Origin of the sequence: Nonomuraea sp. NPDC026600, assembly GCF_040638335.1 — a bacterium.
Classification (GTDB): Bacteria; Actinomycetota; Actinomycetes; order Streptosporangiales; family Streptosporangiaceae; genus Nonomuraea.
On record NZ_JBEZYD010000061.1, the window covers coordinates 42,768 to 60,000 of the forward strand.

A 17,233-nucleotide genomic window follows, 5' to 3' on the forward strand; every position below is an offset into this window, starting at 1 on the left:
TCATGGTCAATGTCGAGGTCCTGAACAGAAGGAGATCGTCACAGACGTGGACTCTGGTACTGCGACCACGTGTACCAGCAGGGCTATCGACACCAAGGGAGATCACGGTGACACGTGAAGACCGCGCCAACGGCCTACCGAGCGGTAATCGTAGGCAAGTCGCAGCCCATACTCGGTTCGCCCCAGGTGGACGACCTGGCGGGCGAGTGCGGCGTGAGCCAGGCCGGACTCGGCGAGCAGTGTTTCGAGTTCGTGGTTCACGACCGCTCGTGTCATCGGCTCGCCCCTCGGCCGGGGTGACGGCCATCGGCGACACGCTACGTTCGGCAGGACCACAGGGAAGCTTCCTTGCCGAACGCACACGAGGATTGCATCCCTCGTCGGGAATTACCCGCCTGCGGCATGGGCGCGCCCGTCGTCCGGGCGGCCACGGCGCAGCACTCTGAGGTCACATAGCCCGCCCGTCGAGACGGCGCGTTGCTCGGACACAGGTCGACCTGCGAAGGCAGGCTAGCCCCAACGAAGGGAGAGTGGATGAAACTCACCGACCTGATATTCGGATACGACCACCAGGTGATCCAGGGCGATCCAGAGAAGGCCGATGTTCGGGCCGGCATCGCCTACGACTCGCGGAAGATGACCGCCGGATCCATGTACATCGCCATGCGAGGTACCCATAGCGATGGGCACGAGCACGTGCAGGACGCCATCGAGCGCGGCGCGGTCGCGGTCCTGGTGGAACGCCCGGTCGAGCCTGTACCCGCGCACGTGTGCGTGGTGCAGGTGGCCGACACGCGTGCGGCGGTTCCCACTATGGCGTCCAGGTACTACGGGGAGCCCGGCCAGGAGATGGACATCGCCGCCATCACCGGGACGAACGGCAAGACTTCGATCAGCTATATGATCGAGGCGGTGCTGCGCATCGGGGCCAAGCAGCGGGTCGGTGTCATCGGCACCGACGGCTACCGGGTCGCGCACGAGCCGATCCAGGTCGACAAGACCACCCCAACCACCCCCGAGAGCATCGACCTGCAACACATCATGCGGTGCATGCGGGACCGGGGCGCGGGCACGGTCGTCATGGAGGCATCGTCCATTGCCCTCACCCGGCACCGCGTCGACTGCGCCGATATCGATGTCGGTGTCTTCACGAACCTGACGCCGGACCACTTGGAAAGCCACGGCAGCATGGAGGCGTACGCCGCCGCCAAGCTGCTGCTCTTCCGGGGCCTATGCAGGCAGGCGGTGGCCAACGCCGACGATCCGGTCACCGCGGACATCGTCGCTCTCATGCCTGGCGCGACGACCACGTACGGCCTCGACGACGCCAGCGCCGACTTCCGGGCAACCGACCTGGTGGTGGACTCCACCGGCACCCGGTTCGTCCTGCACCACGCCGACCGCGAGCACGAGGCGCGGGTACCGATCCCGGGCCGGTTCGCCGTCTACAACTCGCTGGCCACGATCGCCACCTGCCACCTCCTCGGCCACGACCTGGAGGCTGTCCTGGGAGCACTGGCGGAGTTGCCGCCAATCCCGGGGCGGTTCCAGGCCTACCAGACCCCGGCCGGAGTGTCGGCGATCGTGGACTACGCGCACTCCACCGACTCTTTGGAGAAGGTGTTGATGACGATCAGAGGCTTCTCCACCGGTCGCATCATCACGGTATTCGGCGCCGGTGGTGACCGCGACACGATCAAGCGCGCCCCGATGGGCGAGGTCGTGGGCAAAATCTCGGATTACGCGATCGTCACCAGCGACAACCCGCGCTTCGAGGACCCCGAGGCCATCATCGACCAGATCATCCCCGGCCTCGCCTCAACGGGCACCGCCTACGAGCGGATCCCCGACCGCCGCGAGGCCATCGCCCGAGCGCTCGCCGTAGCCGCACGGGATGACGTCATCCTGATCGCCGGCAAGGGTGCTGAAAAGACCCAGATCGTCGGCGACCGTAAGCTGCACTTCGACGACATGGAGACGGTCCGCGAGCTGGCCAGCTCGGCGCAGTCCTCGTAGCGGGAAGACGCTACTCACAGGCGTCGTCCCTCCACCAGCGCTGACCACCATCCGGCCGGCAGGTAGGGGATGGCTCGGTCGCCCAAAGGATGGGGACGGCGTCGGCAAGGGTCATGATCCCGCCTCGGCGCGCAGCTTCCGGACGGTGGGGCGGTGGTAGTCGGTGATACCAGCCAGGTAGGTGATCAGCGCGGCCCAACCGCGGTCGGTGGCGCGGGTGTCCCGTACGACCTCCTCGACGGCGATCTGAACGATGGCGTTCACGAGCTTGGCGTTGACCTGCTCCCACGGCTCGCTCTTGTTGTAGACGGGGCACAGCACGCGCAGCGCGTTCGCGCCCGAGGCTTCGGCATAGTCGAAGGTGAAGCCGACGAACTGACCGTCGAGGAAGGCCCCGGTTGGCTTGTCTGCCCAGCGGGGGCTGGCGATAAGGTAGTTGAACACCTCGTGGATTGCGGCGTTGAGCAGCAGCACCTGGAAGGCGTAAATGCCTGCCGCCAGGGGGGTCGGGCGGGCGTCGGTCATCGTGACTCTTTCGCTGGTGCGAGGCGGGGATTCGCATGATCGGACCTGAGTGCGTCGCGCCCAGCGTGGGGCAGGACAAGCAGGTACGGAAGATGGCCGCGACGGCGCGCCCCGTGAGGGCGCGCCTTCGGCGCGGGCTCAGCCGCGTCGGCGCTCAGCGGCCGAGCGAAGGTAGGCAACGACGGGCAGGAGGTCGTCGGCGGCGGGCGGGTAGAGGTTCCAGTTGGCCTTCGGACCGTCGGCGAGGCTGACCTGCACCGCGATCGGCGGCGGCGGAGCGATACCCGCGATGCTGGCCAGCGCGACCTCTACACCGCCCAGACGTAGGACCTCCATGTCGCCGCGCCAGGTCGCCTCAACCGTGACGCCTTCCCGTGCGGCGTGGGCGATAACAGCGTCGCGCAGGTCGGCGATCGCCTTGACGTAGTCAGCGCGGGCGTCGGCGGCCTCCTTGATCGGGCGGGCGATCGCGGTTAGCAGGTTGCGGGCGTGCCCCAGCAGGTTTGTCATGATGCTTCCCCTTCACTCTCCCCTTACTTACATTTAAAATAGTACAGGCGCGTTAATTCAATGGCAAGTTTGCCCCTTCCATGCACCCGCCATCCGCCGTCAACAGCGGAAACCGGCCCCGCGAGCACAGGCGATTATCGGTTTGTCGGTCACGCCCGGCACGATGACCCTCATGACCACGGACGCACCCCCGTACACCCACCTCGCCGACCAGGCCAGCTACCTCGCCGCCGTCCAGATCGTTCGCGAGGCCGCCGCCGCCTACTACGCCGACGGGACCAGCCCGATCGACGACGCCACCTACGACGCCCTGGCCCGCGGCATCGCCCAGTACGAGGCTGCACACCCCGACCAGATCGACGACGCCTCGCCGACCGACAAGGTCGCCGCCGGCGCTGCGATCGGCGACGTCCCGCACACCGTCCCCATGCTCAGCCTCGACAACGTGTTCTCCCCGGACACCCTCGCCAGCTGGGCCGCCGGGCTGGAACGCCGTCTCGGCCGACCCGTCACCGCCTGGTCGGTCGAGCCGAAGTTTGACGGCCTGGCGATCTCCGCCCGCTACCGAGACGGCCGCCTGGCCCAGCTCGTCACCCGCGGCAACGGAACCGCCGGCGAGGACGTCAGCCACGCGATCGGAACCATCGTCGGCCTCCCGGCCACGCTGGCGGAGCCGGTCACGCTGGAAGTCCGCGGCGAAGTCATGATGACGACGGTCCAGTTCGACGACGCGTGCGCCAAGCGGCTCGCCCACGAAGGCGCCGCGTTCGCCAACGCGCGCAGCGCCGCCGCCGGTACCCTCCGCGCCCAGGACCGGCCGTACACGTGCGAACTCACGTTCTTCTGCTACGGCGCCCTCCCGCTGCCCCCGCAGGACACCGGCGACGCCGCCGAACGCCTCCGCGACCTGCCGCACAGCGAGCTCATGGCCATGGTCGCGGGCCTCGGTGTGCAGACGGCCGCAGCCACTCCGGTCGCCGGGGTCGTCGCCACCACCGTGACCGCCATCCAGGAGCGTGTCGGCGAGATCGCCGTGGCCCGCGCCGATCTGCCGTTCGGGATCGACGGCATCGTCGTGCGCGCGGACCTGGCCGCCGACCAGGCCGAGGCCGGGTTCAGCTCCCGAGCGCCCCGTTGGGCGATCGCGTACAAGCTCCCCGCAACCGAGGTCATCGGGAAGCTCATCGACGTCGAATGGGCGGTCGGCCGGACCGGCATCATCGCGCCGCGCGGTGTCCTCGAGCCTGTCATCCTCGACGGCAGCAAGATCACTTATGCGACGCTGCATAACGCCGCGTTCATCGTCGGCCGGGACTTCCACCTATTCGATTCCGTCACCGTTTATAAGGCCGGCGACGTCATCCCGCGGATCGAGGCTCCTGTCGTTCACCTGCGCACCGGCGCCGAGACGCCGATCGCCATCCCGGACGTGTGCCCGAACTGCGACAGCGACATCGACAAATCACAGGAACGGTGGCGGTGCGTCCAAGGGCGCAACTGCTATGTCCTGGCATCCGTCGTCTACGCGGCGGGCCGCGACCAGCTCGACATCGAAGGTCTGGCCAAGAGCCGCATCGAACAGATGCTCGCCGCCGGCCTCATCGCCGACTTCGGCGACCTGTTCACCCTCACTCACAAGCAGATCATCGGGCTGGACCGCATGGGGGAGAGCAGCACCACCAAGCTGCTCGCCGCGATCGAGGCCGCCAAGTCCCAGCCCCTCAGCCGCGTCTTTTGCGCGTTGGGCGTGAGAGGCACCGGCAGGTCAATGTCCCGCCGCATCGCCCGACACTTCGGCACGATGGACGCCGTGCTCGCGGCCGACGCCGAGGCGATCCAGGCCGTGGACGGCATGGGCACGGAGAAGGCCGCCCTCATGGTGACGGAGCTGCTGGCTCTGCTTCCGCTCATCGACAAGCTGAAGGCCGCCAGCGTCAACATGAGCGAGCCGGGCGCGGTCCCCGCCGACAGTTCAGACGGCGATGCACCAACCTCCGCCCTTCCGCTGAGTGGCATGTCGGTGGTCGTCACCGGCACCATGACGGGCGCGCTCGCCTCACTGTCGCGCAACGAGATGAACGAGCTCATCGAACGCGCCGGCGGCCGGGCGTCCAGCTCAGTTTCGGCGAAGACGAGCCTGCTGGTCGCGGGGGAGAAGGCAGGATCCAAGCGCGCCAAGGCCGAATCGTTCGGCGTGAAGGTCATCAGCCCGGACGACTTCGCCACCCAGGTCGAGGCGTTCCTGTAGAGCAACCTCCAACGATCGGCCCGTGCCCGCTCTCCGGCGGCTCCGAACCTGAATCGTCGGTGCCGGGGAGGCGGTCCGATGATCCGTCGCGATCCGACCTCGCGACGCGCCGAAGGGGCCGGGTCATCTTCGATCCTGACTTGTGTGCTCGGCGCGAGCCGTGCAGGTGGGCTCGCGCCCAATCTCGGAAGTGCTACCGCAAAAGGAAAATGATCTTGCTTCGTCCTAGGCTCCCCCTCGACCATCCCTGGCTGGCCAGGGAAGCAGAATTGGCCGAATGGGCACTAGGCGAACTCGGCCAGTGGTTCAACATCCAGCGCGAGGTCCTGGGCGTGCACTGCTCGGGGCGTAGCCTTCGAATCGATGCCGTCCTGCGTCCCCGTGATGCGTCACTCTGGAAGGACCCGAGCCCGCTTTCGGCCTGGAGTTCAAACTGCCTGACCCCGGCACGACTGCCGACTTCACCGCGTGGGCCGCACAATCGGTCGACTACACCCACACCAACTGGCGGGGGTACGGCCGGCTGAAGATCTTCATGTGTCCGTCTCCCTTCGTAGGACTCCACAACAATGAGTGGCCCGAACTGGTAGTCCGGATGCTCGGGCAGCTCGGCGTCGGGGATCTCTGCCAGATCCCTCATCGCGGATGGGCACTGATCCTGCACGACGAAATCCTGTGGGACCAGTCGAAAGGTCCAGTCAAGGCAAAGTACTGGAACGTCAGACCTCGCGTGGGCAACCGTTAGGCAGCGCGCGCCCAGTACATCATCCGCTACGACGCCGTCGACCGCTGCCTCGCCGAGCTCGGCCGCCAGGCCGCCGAACGAGGCGCCAGCGTTCATGGGCCGCGCGTGGGGTGCGACCTCGCTGGTGGTACCTGGGATCAGGCCGAACCGCTGATCCACAGGCACCTTCTCCAGCGCGGCGTTCCCGTCACCATCTACGACTTGGTCGCGCCCACCAGCTCCTCACAGCCGAGCCGATAGCGCGCATACTCCGGGAAGTAGGTGTTGCGCAACTGCTCGTCGGCGGGGAAAGTGACCAGCTCGTTGCGTGCCCGCCGCCGCCTCTGTCCGAGGTAGACGGCCTCCTGCAGGCGCACCCGCAAAAAGGTCAGGAAGAGCAACTTTCGCACAATCGCGTCCCGTCTGGCAGGCGGCACCGTGGCGGGCAACGCCTTGTCGGCCACGCGGAAGCTGGCAACGTTGCCGCCGCCAGGCGCGGGCGGCTGCCCCAGCGCCACCAGATTGACGTTACCCAGCTTTCGCAGGGTCGCCTTCCACCTCCGGTTGACGGCATGGTGATCCAGTCCCTCCACGTCGGCTCGGTCCGACACGTCGTCGGCCACCAGATCCAAGAACGCCTGGTCGGGTAGATCCAGGAGCCGTTGCACTGCCTCAGGAAGCTGCTCCGCCTCATCGAATCCATGCTCATGCCGTAAGCGCGCGACGATCTCGTCGTACTCCTCAGCGTGAGCCTCCCGGAGCCGTGTCAGCGCCTGGGCCTGAGCCGGATTGGCCTGGGGAAAATTCGTGTCGATGTCGAGGAGGCGACGCACCTGCTCGAGGCGGCTCTGGAGCGCTTCCGATGCCTGCCGGGCGGTCATCGTCTCAAGGGCGTCATTCCCGAGTTCCAGCCGGCGCGTCCACCACGCCACCTGATGCCTTCCCTCGTAGATGATCAGGGCCTCCAACCAGGCGGGGAGGAGGTCAGGACGGTGAAGCCAGGCGGTGACATTCGGCGGCGCCGACGGCATGACCGCCTCGGCCACCACTAGCCAGTGGAAGGCATCGACGTCATCGCCGACAAGCCTGTTCAGTCTGTTAGTCGTGAGGTCGCCCAGTCTGTAGACATCGCGAAGTCGTGCAATCAGCATTGATCGTCCTGAAGAAGGAGTGAGTAGGGCAGTTGTCGTGCAGGCGCCCGCGCCACTGGCGGGTCATTGCAGCGGATGCTGGCGGGAAGGTTGCGAGCGCCAACCACTCCCCAAACCTTACTAGAAATAGATGCAGGATAGTTAATTTACGATGTTGCTGTGCGATCCAAACTCGCCCCGCCGTGCCCGCCACATGCAGCGGCGTCGCCACACCGTGCCAGACTCGGGACTCCGTGGACGGCAAGGCGACCCAGCGAGGCGGGGGTGAATGCACCGCCACGCTCACAATCGAACACAGCACCGAACTGCTGCCCCCGATAAAACCAACAGCACCATCCAGGACAGTTACCCTTGGCCGCCCAGGGTGGCCAAGAGCGAGCGAACGCGCCCAACCTGACCATAGGGGCCTCACCGCACCCCAAGCTCCTCTCCGGCGCTCTCAGCCCCGTCCGCCCTCGATCAACGGAACGCCCGCAGGACCCGTGCCAGTCCGGCATGATTCGCGGGTGGACTTCACCATCCCCGTGCAAGAGCACGGCCCCTACGACTTACCCGGGCTCGTTGTCGGCATCGACGCGCCGGCCACGATGATCGGCTGCGACGCCTCCGTCACCGTACCTGTGGAAGAAGGCGGCCACGGCGGGCACCTTGGCGGCTACGCCGTGTGGGCCACCGTCGCTGGAGACGGACGCGCACAATACGGCTGGTATGAAGCGATCGCCACCATCAACGACATCGCCGAATTGAACGCCATCAGGCATGCGCTGTCCCGCTACCCCTGCGGGGCCGATGCTCCAGCAGAGATCACCGTGATCACCGACAGCTACGCGGCGGGGGCGCTGGCCGTACGACTGTCCAGAGGGGAGCCGTACGACCAGTGCGTGAAGCGGCCCAACCTGTACTCGCCACTGCTGGATGCGGCCCGCCAGGAGGGCACGAGCCGACGCTTCCGGGTGGACTGCCAGCCGGGGGACAACGGGCCCCACCTGTCGGGGAACCGACTCGCCGCAACAGCACACCGAGTCGCGTGGGGGGTGTGCCGCCTGCTGGCGGATGGGATCCCCCTGGACGACGCCGCGCACAGTTTCCTGCTGGCACTGGCGAACATGTCCCTGGGAAAGAAGGGCTGGTACCGGTTCGTCTACTGGGCCTGGCGGGAGACCCGCGAGCCCGGCTCACAACTCGGGCCGGACACGTCGAAGTGCCGTCGGGGGCAGGTAGAAAAATTCATGCCACGGTTCAGCAGCCCAAGCGAATAGTTCAGCCCCACCCGGCAGGCGCCAGTCACGTCACCGACCGCATCCGCGTTGCTCCACTGGCAACGTGGCTGCTGCCGATCCGACACTCCCTTTCACAGGACAAAGAGCATAAAAGGTGCTATACGGTACAGAAGACGTTTACTGCCCCGTTTAGCTCTTTTGTCATTTTTGTTCGCATGCCTAATGTTGCGTCCCACCTAAGTTGACGCAGTCCCGGCTTTCCTGACGTATTCGTCGAATGTCCCGCCTTACCTGACGCATGATCGCTACGTTGTCGATCTATGGAGGTTGGTCGACAGGCGAGTGCTGGCGAGCCCTGGGAGTCTGCGGCTTCGGGGTTCTTCCTGTGGTTTCTGGACGCGACGGGTACGGAGGTCCGGGAGCGGCGGTTGCCCCTGACGGCGGCGGCTGGTGTTCGGTTCGAGCGGATGGCGCCGGTACGCAGGTTCCCCTCCTACCGAGGCCAGCGGAACTTTCCGGGTGAGTGGTGGTCGGCCACGTTGGGCGAGCTGGTGGGGTTCGAGTCGTGGCTGGAACGCGATCAAGTCATGCACCTGGACTTCTCTCCTAACGTGGTGGCGTTCTCGTCTCAGCCGTTCTGGTTGGCCTGGCGGGATGGTAGGCCGAGGAAGCACGCTCCGGACTACTTCGTGCGGCTGGTCGACGGGTCGGGGATAGTGATCGACGTCCGGCCTGACGACCGGATCGATGAGGCTGACGCGGAGGTATTCGAGCCACTCGGACGGCGTGTGAGGCGGTGGGTTGGTCGTATCGGCGGGTGGGTGCGTTGGAGCCTGTGCTGGCGGCGAATCTGCGCTGGCTGGCTGGGTATCGGCATCCGCGTTGCTTGAATCCCGACTATTCCTTCGCGTTGCTGCGGGCGTTTGCTCGGCCGGGGCCGCTGCTGGCGACCGCGGAGCGGGTCGGGGACCGGATCGCGGTTCTGCCGACGGTGTTCCATTTGCTCTGGACGGGGACGTTGACCGCTGATCTGAGCGGGGAGCGGCTGGCCGGCACGACGCTGGTGGGTGTTCGCGGAGGTGAAGGATGAGCGTGTCACGGCCGCCGGGCCTGCGGGCCGGGGACGAGATCCGGCTCGGCGACGCAGAGCACACGATCACGAACGTCTCCGGGTCGTCGATCTCGTTGACGGATGTGACCGGCCACGAGGTCGTGATGGAGCGTTCGGCGCTCTTCGTCACTCCGGGGTTCGCGGTGGTGAGCGGGTTCCGCGCACCGCTTCCCGACCAAGGATTGCTGGCCCGGGTCCCCGCCGATGCGGTGGAGGAGGCCTGTTGGTGGGAGCGGCACGTGCTGGAGGTCTTGGACGGCTCGGGAAGCTTGCGGCAGCGCGAGCTGGCGAAGGTCGCCGAGCTGGAGGAGTTGGGCCGCGTGGTGACGTTGCGGAAGCTCCAGAGGATGCGGCAAAGCTACGAGTCCGAGGGTCTGGTGGGCCTGTTGGATGGCAGGCTGACCCGCGCCCGGCCGGTGAACACCGATGAACGGCTAGTGGAGGCCATCGGCTTCGCAGTGGGCCAGGAGACCGACCGGTCGACGGGGACGGTCGGGCGGCTGCAACGCCGGGTCCGGCAGCGTCTGGCCGACCATCACGGGCTCTCCCAGGAGGAGATCACGACGCTGATCCCGCCGCGCACGACGTTCTACCGGCTGGTCGAGCGGATCTCTGCGGGCAAGCACACGTTCGGGTCGGCTCGCACTCGCAGGTCGGCGGCTAAGGCGCCGGATCGTCTGTTCGGCGGGGTGAGCGCGTTGCGGCCAGGCGAGTGGATGCAGATCGACTCCACGCCGTTCAACGTCCGGGTGGTGCTGGACAACGGGCTGGAAGACAAGGTCGAACTCACGTGGATCATCGATCTGGCGACCCGGACGATCCCGGCGGCGGTGCTGCGGCCGACGACGAAGGCGGTTGACGCCGCGGTGCTGTTGGCACGGTCGTTGACGCCGGAGCCGATGCGGCCGGGCTGGACGGACGCGCTGCGGATGTCCCGGTCGGTGTTGCCGCACCGCCGGTTGACGGCGATCGACGAGCGGCTGGAGCACGCGGCGGCCCGGCCGGTGATCGTCCCGGAGACGATCGTGCTCGACCACGGCAACGCGTTCACTTCCCAGACGTTCCGGAACGCCTGCCGGGCAATGGGCATCAACCACCAGCCGACCCACAAGGGCTCGCCCTGGGAGAAGGGAACCGTCGAGAAGAGTTTTGACTCGGTCGACACCCTGTTCGCCCAGTACGTCGCGGGTTTCGTCGGCAATAGCGTGGAGAACCGCGGCGAGAACGCCGAGACCGAGGCGGTCTGGTCGATGCTGGAGCTCCAGGAGATGCTGGATGAGTGGATTGTCGCGGACTTTACCGACCGTGATTTGTGCTGTTCGTGATGTCCGTTCGAGCCTGTGGCGTGGACGTCATGGGCTTGTTTACCGACCGGGTTCAGGACGTTCGTCATGTTCTGGAGTCGGTACGGAGGACGAGTGGTACGGCAGCTTGTTGTTGGGGACTTGAGGGTCCAGCGGATCGAGCGGAAGGGCGGATGGAGGTCGTGGACCATCGTCTGGCCGGAGGGCACCCTCCACGCCGAGGCGGACCGGTTCCTGCGCGTCCATGACGGCTCAGGCACGCAGAAGACGTACGCGTACTACCTGGTGGATCATCTGCGGTGGCTGGAGCGCGAGTGCCTGGCTTTCGACACGGTCCAACTGCGTGACCTGGAACGGTACATGGGCATCGTCGGCGCCGAGGTCCATATGCCGCTCGGGGAGCCGTGGCGGGTGGGCAAGCGCCCCTACGGCCGGTCCGCGCTGTCCATCGCGGCGTCCTGCCTGAAGGGCTTCTACCTGCACCAAGCCTCCCTCGGCGTCAACGTCGACCTCGGTGAGAAGCTCGACGGCACGCGGCTGCCGTCACGGGTGGACCGTCGCCGCTCGTTCCTCGGGCACGTGAAATCTGTGATGCCGGCGAACCCGCTCGCGCCGAAGGGGCCGCACCGCAGGCACCCGAAGATGCTGCCCGACGGGGCGAGGGAGAGGCTGCTGGAGGCGGTGAACTCGGCCCGGGACCGGATGGTGGTGACCTGGCTGGCTGATGGCGGGCTGCGGATCGGAGAGTTGTGCGGGCTGCACATGGTCGACCTGCATCTGCGGGAGAACGCGGCCTGCAACGAGTGCCGCAGCCCTCATCTGCATGTCTGCCACCGGCCGGAGAATCCCAACCGGGCCGAGGCCAAGACCAAGCACTCCTGGCGGGTCGAACACGGCACGGTCACCGGCGGGCTGATCAAGCGGGTCAGCCCGGAGATGGTGCACACCTACTTCGAGTACCTCACCAGCGAGTACCCGCGCGGAGCCGGACACGGCATGCTCCTGGTCCAGCTGCACGGCGCCCGCGTCGGGCAGCCATGGGCGCCGGTCGGGGCCCGTCGGATGCTCGGTCGGGCCGGGAAACGCGCCGGGCTCGGGCTGGTGAAACCCCATGCGTTCCGGCACACGTTCACTTCCGCGGTCCTCGATGCCTCCGACGGCAATCTGCTGATAGCCCGGGACGCTGGCGGCTGGGCCTCGGCCGCTACGGTCGACGAGGTCTACGGCCACGTCGACCTCCATGACTCCACGTTCGACGCCGCCCTGCGCACGGTCTGGGGTGAGCCGAAGTGACCGTGACAACCCTGCTGCCGCAGCCGGACATCCGCACCGGCCGGGACCGGCTGGAGATCCTCACCGCACTGATCAGTACCCCGTCGTTCGACCCGCTGTTCCGCCCGGACATCATCAAGGTCCCACCGAACCATCCCGTTTACCGGTGGAATTGCCTCTGCGTTGACTGCGAGCGGTCCACGATGGGCCACGGCGATCTGTGCTCATCCCACGAGATGCTCTGGCGCGACCACCGCACCTGGGGAGGAACGCGAGCCGAGTTCCTCCGCACCGCGCCGTCCGTCGGCCTTGGGGATGGCGTGGAGCAACGGACCTGCGGGATCTGCCCCGAGCGCCCCGCCCGACACCTCACGCTGGAACTCTGCCACTATCACGAGTTCCGCTGGTACAACCATCGCGGCCGCCGTGACGGCGATGCCGACTTTGATGCCTGGCTCCTCGACCAGCACCCGCTCCCTGGCTTCGGCAGTTGCCGGGTCCAGGTCTGCCCGGAACTGGCGGACTCCCCGCTCGGGCTGTGTTTCCGGCACGAGCGCCGCTACCGCAGGCATGGCAGGCCAGGAGGAGCGGCCCTGCCGTCGCAGTGGGGCACTCGCTATGGACGCCGCGGGCTGGTCGCGCCGGTCAGCTATGAGGACGAGCACGCCTTCGAGCGCTGGTGCGCGAGTGCCGTGGCGGTGCTCCGACCCGCGCAGGTCAACCTGCGGGGACTGCATCCGCTGCTGCGGGCCGAGATCAAGTGGGGAATGTTCGCCTATACCCAGAAGGCACACGGCCGCTGGGAACTGGTCACCTGGCAGGGCTTGGCGAACTTTGCCCGCGAGCACGGCCTCCGGTCGCTGACGGACGCGGGCCCCGAGGAGGAACGGCTTCTGCAGAAGGCGGTCAGCCGCGAGGCGGTCCACATCGTGCGGGCCGTGACCGGCTGGCTGCAACCCCTCTACGTGACGCCGGCCGAGACGCGTGAGCTCGGATACATCCTCACCGAGCACTTCGGGCGGAAGCTCACCGGCCGCTCGGTCCGCATGGACCTCACCGGCGTCTCCCAGCAATGGCTGCGCGACCTGATCTGGGACCACTTGGTCGCGATCCTGCGCTCACCGAGCTGTCCGCGCAGCGGAGGCACTTTCGACGACATGCGCCGAGCCGGTCTGGAACTGAGCACCTTCCTGGAACTCCACGCTCCCGCAGGCGGCCACGACCCGCAGGTGCTGACGGCCGAGCACATGCACCAATTCGTCGCCGACCAGCGGCAACGCGAGCGGGACGGCCTCGTCTCGCTGGCGGCCAGAGGCGTCCACGGCAAGCCGTCGATCGTGACCGCCAACACCCGACAGCGCGTCTTCCACCGCACCCGGCGGCTCCTGCGCGGGGCCCTGGAGTCGGGGGAAGCCGAACGCCTCGGCCTGGACCGGGCCTTCATCGCCGCCATGCCCGCCCCAGGACGGACGGTCAGCCGCTCTCGGCAGCCCTTCGCCGACGGTGTTGCCCGCGCGCTCGCCGACGAGACAAACCTGCTCAGGCTCGCGGAGACCTACGACCCGTTCGACCGCGGCCTGCGGGACGCCTGGGAGACAATCATCGTCACGGGCCGCCGCTGCGGAGAGATCCTCCAGCTCCGTCTGGAGTGCCTCGGCCGCTACGGCGGACTCCCGATGCTCTGGCACGACCAGACCAAAGTCGGCAACTACGACCAGGCCCTGCGGATCCCCGAACGAGTCCACCAACTTCTGGAAGCACGCCAGCGCAAGACCCTGACCCTGTTCGAGGCCCGGAACAACCGGCCGCCCACCGCCGACGAAGGCACCAGGATGGCGCTGTTCCCCACGAACATCCGCAACCGCGACGGACGTCGGCCGCTGTCCTACAAGTGGTTCCACAAGGGCTTCAAGCTCTGGATCGACGAGCTCGACATCGGCCGCTGGGTCCCCCACCAGGCCCGGCATTCGCTGGCGACCAGCCTGCTGCGGGCCGGGGCGACCCTGACCCACGTCCGCCGATACCTCGGCCACGTCTCCGAGCGGATGGCCGAGCACTACGTCCACCTGACCCAGTCCGACCTCGAAGACGTCCTCCAACATGTCTGGGTCGCCGGTCCCGGGACCGCCAGCCCGGGCGAAATCCTCACCGAGGCGACCACCCCACTCACCCGTGGGCAGGCTCAGGCCCTCGCCATCGATCTGTCCCGCCGCAGCACCCCTGCCGAGGGCGGATTCTGCACCTTCCAGCCCGTCGTCGACGGCGGCGCCTGCCCCTGGAACCTGAACTGCCACAACTGCGACAAGTTCGTCCTGTCCGGCGCCGACCTCCTCTACTGGCGGCGCAAGCGCGAGCAGTGGCGGCTGCTGGCCGAAGGCGCCCCCGACGACGCCACCGCCGACTACCTCCACCACTACTTCGAACCCACCGCCCGCGCCATCGACGGCCTGGAGAAGGCCCTCGCCGGCCTCGGCCTCCTCGACGAAGCCCTCGCCCTGGATCTGCGCAAACCTCAGGACTACTTCCACCGCGTCTGGGCCACTGCATTCCGCGCCGCCGACCTCGCCGACGCGGGCACCGAGGAGGAGAGCGAGTACAGCGATATGTGCACAGCCGAGGACACCGACCCCGAACAGGACGTCGCATGAACACCGTCCCCGAACCCCGCACCGCCGCTGCCCTGGCAGCCCGCCGCAGCAAGACCGACACGGCCCTCCTGCGGGTCCGCGAGTCCATCGTCCGGCTCCAACGGGAGAAGGCCCAGGTCAGCGTTGCCGCTGTCGCCCGGCGGGCGAACGTCTCACGCACCTTCCTCTATGCCAACCCCGAAGCCCGGGCCGCCATCGCCACGGCGATAGCCGAGGCAGGTGACCGCCGGACCCGGATCCTCGTCGAACAGGACGACGAGCGCGAGGCAACCTGGCGCGAGCGCGCGCTGAACGCCGAAGAAGCGCTCAAGACCGCCCAGACCGAGATCCTCACCCAGCGCACCCGAATCGGCGAACTCCTCGGCCAGATAAGGGACTTGCAAGCCGATTGGACCGAGAAGGCCATCCAGCGGATCACCACCGAGAACACCACCCTCAAACAAAGGGTCCGCCAGCTGACAGCCGACAACCGCACCCTCGACGAGCGGCTCAAAGCCGCCCGCTCCAACCTCCGTTTCCAGGACCGACGCGTCGCCGACCTCGAAGCCCGCCTCACCGGGCCGGAGCCACCGGCCTGATCACGTCCACCGGCATCTCATGGCCCGTCCACCGTCCCGGTGGACGGGCCGTCCCACTGGTTCTGGGAGTGAGCGTTCGGCCCTTCTGCCGCCCTCGCCGACGACGGGGCAGACAACCTTTAGCTGGCCAAAGTGCCTTGGTGAAAGTACAAGCGCCAGCCCGTCTCCGTCAGGCGCCACAAGGAGCTCCGCCATGCCCGGCGCCCCTGATTGTCGGCGAAGTACGTCAGGTGAACGATCCCCGGAGCCAGGACGGTCCCGGACATCTTGCTGACCTTGACCGGCGACTCCGAGGACACTGTTCCCGCACTCGTCACCGTGAGGATCGACCCCACGTCCCACCAGCGACCCGATGCTCCAATCTCGGTGAACTCCGAATCCAGAAGCTCCAAAACGAGGGCCGGAGAAACACGCACCTCAGTATCGAGAAGCCGCAACTCTCCGTCAATGGCCGCTTGCACTGCCCGCTCACTCTCGTCCGTCATGCACGGACCCTACGAACATCCGGCACCCGGGCACAGCGAATATCTGGCCCGGAGTGATCAACAACAGTCAGGGGTCGAGGTCCGCAGGGTGGGGCCAAACCAGACTCCCAAGTGGGGTCGCTTCACGGTTCTGGCTCACTTCCCGTGAAGCGTGCACCGGGAGTGACATCAGGCGTGGCAGTGGAGCCGGACGAGGATGGTGTCGCCGGGAAGGTTCGCAAGGTACGCCTCGCTGCCTTGCCATACGGTGGGCTTCGGAGGGTCGTGAGGGCAAGAGCCAGGATCGCAGGAGGCGTGGACGGCGTCGATGCCGCCCTCCAACCACCAACCGTCCAACGTGAGCACGTCCGTGTTCGGCGGGTGTGACGCAGTGAGCTCACGGATGTACTCGGCACGGGTTCCGTCGTAGCCGATCACCGGGTGCTCCAGGGGATCGGCAGGGCCCACGAACCCCAGATACCCCATGTTGAGGCTGAAGGGGTGGTCGAGGTAGGCCCTGATCAGCGGCTGGGCCCGATAGGCGGAGAGCATCTCGTCTCCCCACCGGTCACCAGGGAATGCGTCCGGATCGTTCCGCCAGCGGTCGACGAAGACCGCGAGGCGAACGGCCGGAGGGTGGAGGGCGGACAGGCTGTGCCACAGGTCCCAGGACGCGGCGACCGCGCGCTCGGAGCCGAGGTGCGGCTGCGAGAAATCGAGCAGGGCACGCGGTCCTCCGGCGCAGACGCCCGGGGCGCTGGGGCGGGGCGAACCGTCGTACCCAGGGTCGTCGTGGATGAGTCTGGGGTCGCCCAGGTGTCCAGGGGCGACCGCGAAACCCATGCCGTCGCTGCCGCCGCGAATGTGGCGTGCGTCCCACATGCCGCGGTCGACGGGGTTGTCAGCCGTGTCCAGGTAGAAAGGCGCGAGGGCCTCTCCGAGCGCCCCTTCGATATCGCCTGCGGCCTCGCCCGGCAGACACACCGTCACCCATACGCCGGCCATCACCCCTCCTTGCCACGTCGGCGAACAGCATGATCGCACGCGTGCCGAGACGCGCCACAAGCTAGGTCGCCTGCCGGCGCTGGGCACGTCGGCAGGAAGACGCAGACAGGAGCCGTGAACAGCCGCCGCACCCAGCGCAACCGTCACTCAGGGTGCAAGCTCCACGGAAAGTGAGCCAGAACCCGCTTCACGATCCTGCGGCCGGTCCCACGATTTCCCTGCAACGAGTTTCAGCGACGACCCCATCCCATCGTCACGGACATGTACTCTATGAATCACCGCAGTTCAGAGCCGGTGCACGAGCTCCTGCGGTCGGTAAACGACGATGGCAGAACCGGCAGCACGAGGGCTTGCGTGACCCACTTGTCGGCGTACGGGTTCCAGTGCAGAGCCAGGTACAGGTAAACGTGCAGAGTTGAACGGCGTGTCCGCTGTGTCTGCAGGGTGGTGATCTTGG

At 67.2% G+C, this 17,233-nt stretch carries 13 protein-coding genes and 1 pseudogene; 8 read left to right on the forward strand and 6 right to left on the reverse strand.

What is annotated here, in order from left to right; all coding sequences use genetic code 11:
- The first annotated feature begins 534 nt into the window (after nucleotides 1-534).
- Nucleotides 535-2,016 carry a UDP-N-acetylmuramoyl-L-alanyl-D-glutamate--2,6-diaminopimelate ligase gene (locus tag AB0F17_RS62395; protein WP_358045789.1) on the forward strand — a complete coding sequence of 494 codons (1,482 nt, stop codon included), beginning with the start codon at nucleotides 535-537 and terminating at the stop codon, nucleotides 2,014-2,016.
- 111 nt (nucleotides 2,017-2,127) lie between these two features.
- Here AB0F17_RS62395 and AB0F17_RS62400 read toward each other — a convergent pair whose 3' ends face one another.
- Nucleotides 2,128-2,541, reverse strand: coding sequence for a hypothetical protein (locus AB0F17_RS62400; RefSeq protein WP_358045792.1), 414 nt, complete (start codon nucleotides 2,539-2,541; stop codon nucleotides 2,128-2,130).
- A 138-nt stretch (nucleotides 2,542-2,679) separates the two neighbouring features.
- On the reverse strand, nucleotides 2,680-3,051 hold the full coding sequence (locus AB0F17_RS62405) for a hypothetical protein (RefSeq protein WP_358045795.1): 372 nt from the start codon (nucleotides 3,049-3,051) through the stop codon (nucleotides 2,680-2,682).
- A 172-nt stretch (nucleotides 3,052-3,223) separates the two neighbouring features.
- On the opposite strand from AB0F17_RS62405, the gene ligA reads away from it, so the two are divergent.
- Nucleotides 3,224-5,299, forward strand: coding sequence for an NAD-dependent DNA ligase LigA (gene ligA, locus AB0F17_RS62410; protein WP_358045798.1), 2,076 nt, complete (start codon nucleotides 3,224-3,226; stop codon nucleotides 5,297-5,299).
- A 939-nt stretch (nucleotides 5,300-6,238) separates the two neighbouring features.
- On the opposite strand, the gene AB0F17_RS62415 is transcribed toward ligA, so the two are convergent.
- A complete protein-coding gene (locus tag AB0F17_RS62415) occupies nucleotides 6,239-7,174 on the reverse strand; it encodes a hypothetical protein (protein ID WP_358045801.1) in 936 nt (311 codons plus the stop codon).
- Nucleotides 7,175-7,680: 506 nt separating this feature from the next.
- Here AB0F17_RS62415 and AB0F17_RS62420 point away from each other — a divergent pair.
- The 6 genes and pseudogenes from AB0F17_RS62420 to AB0F17_RS62445 all read left to right on the forward strand — a co-directional run bounded on the left by AB0F17_RS62420 (nucleotide 7,681) and on the right by AB0F17_RS62445 (nucleotide 15,307).
- Nucleotides 7,681-8,433, forward strand: a complete 753-nt coding sequence (locus AB0F17_RS62420) for a hypothetical protein (protein WP_358045803.1) — start codon at nucleotides 7,681-7,683, stop codon at nucleotides 8,431-8,433.
- A 428-nt stretch (nucleotides 8,434-8,861) separates the two neighbouring features.
- Nucleotides 8,862-9,484: pseudogene (locus AB0F17_RS62425) on the forward strand (TnsA-like heteromeric transposase endonuclease subunit).
- Nucleotides 9,481-10,830 (forward strand): transposase family protein, encoded by a 1,350-nt coding sequence (locus tag AB0F17_RS62430; RefSeq protein WP_358045806.1) that lies wholly within the window; start codon nucleotides 9,481-9,483, stop codon nucleotides 10,828-10,830. Before AB0F17_RS62425 ends, AB0F17_RS62430 begins: the two are co-directional and overlap by 4 nt.
- A gap of 120 nt (nucleotides 10,831-10,950) precedes the next feature.
- A complete protein-coding gene (locus AB0F17_RS62435; protein WP_358045809.1) occupies nucleotides 10,951-12,102 on the forward strand; it encodes a tyrosine-type recombinase/integrase in 1,152 nt (383 codons plus the stop codon).
- The gene (locus tag AB0F17_RS62440; protein WP_358045812.1) at nucleotides 12,099-14,729 is read left to right on the forward strand and encodes a site-specific integrase; all 2,631 of its coding nucleotides are present in this window, start codon (nucleotides 12,099-12,101) and stop codon (nucleotides 14,727-14,729) included. Before AB0F17_RS62435 ends, AB0F17_RS62440 begins: the two co-directional genes overlap by 4 nt.
- On the forward strand, nucleotides 14,726-15,307 hold the full coding sequence (locus AB0F17_RS62445; RefSeq protein WP_358045815.1) for a DUF6262 family protein: 582 nt from the start codon (nucleotides 14,726-14,728) through the stop codon (nucleotides 15,305-15,307). The genes AB0F17_RS62440 and AB0F17_RS62445 overlap by 4 nt, the downstream gene beginning before the upstream one ends.
- A gap of 119 nt (nucleotides 15,308-15,426) precedes the next feature.
- Here the strand turns inward: AB0F17_RS62445 and AB0F17_RS62450 are convergent, their stop codons facing one another.
- The 3 genes from AB0F17_RS62450 to AB0F17_RS62460 all read right to left on the reverse strand — a co-directional run.
- Nucleotides 15,427-15,792 carry a DUF4440 domain-containing protein gene (locus AB0F17_RS62450; RefSeq protein WP_358045818.1) on the reverse strand — a complete coding sequence of 122 codons (366 nt, stop codon included), beginning with the start codon at nucleotides 15,790-15,792 and terminating at the stop codon, nucleotides 15,427-15,429.
- A gap of 168 nt (nucleotides 15,793-15,960) precedes the next feature.
- Nucleotides 15,961-16,776, reverse strand: a complete 816-nt coding sequence (locus AB0F17_RS62455) for a hypothetical protein (protein WP_358045821.1) — start codon at nucleotides 16,774-16,776, stop codon at nucleotides 15,961-15,963.
- A gap of 275 nt (nucleotides 16,777-17,051) precedes the next feature.
- The coding region (locus AB0F17_RS62460; RefSeq protein ID WP_358045824.1) for a hypothetical protein at nucleotides 17,052-17,233 on the reverse strand (182 nt) is incomplete at its 5' end.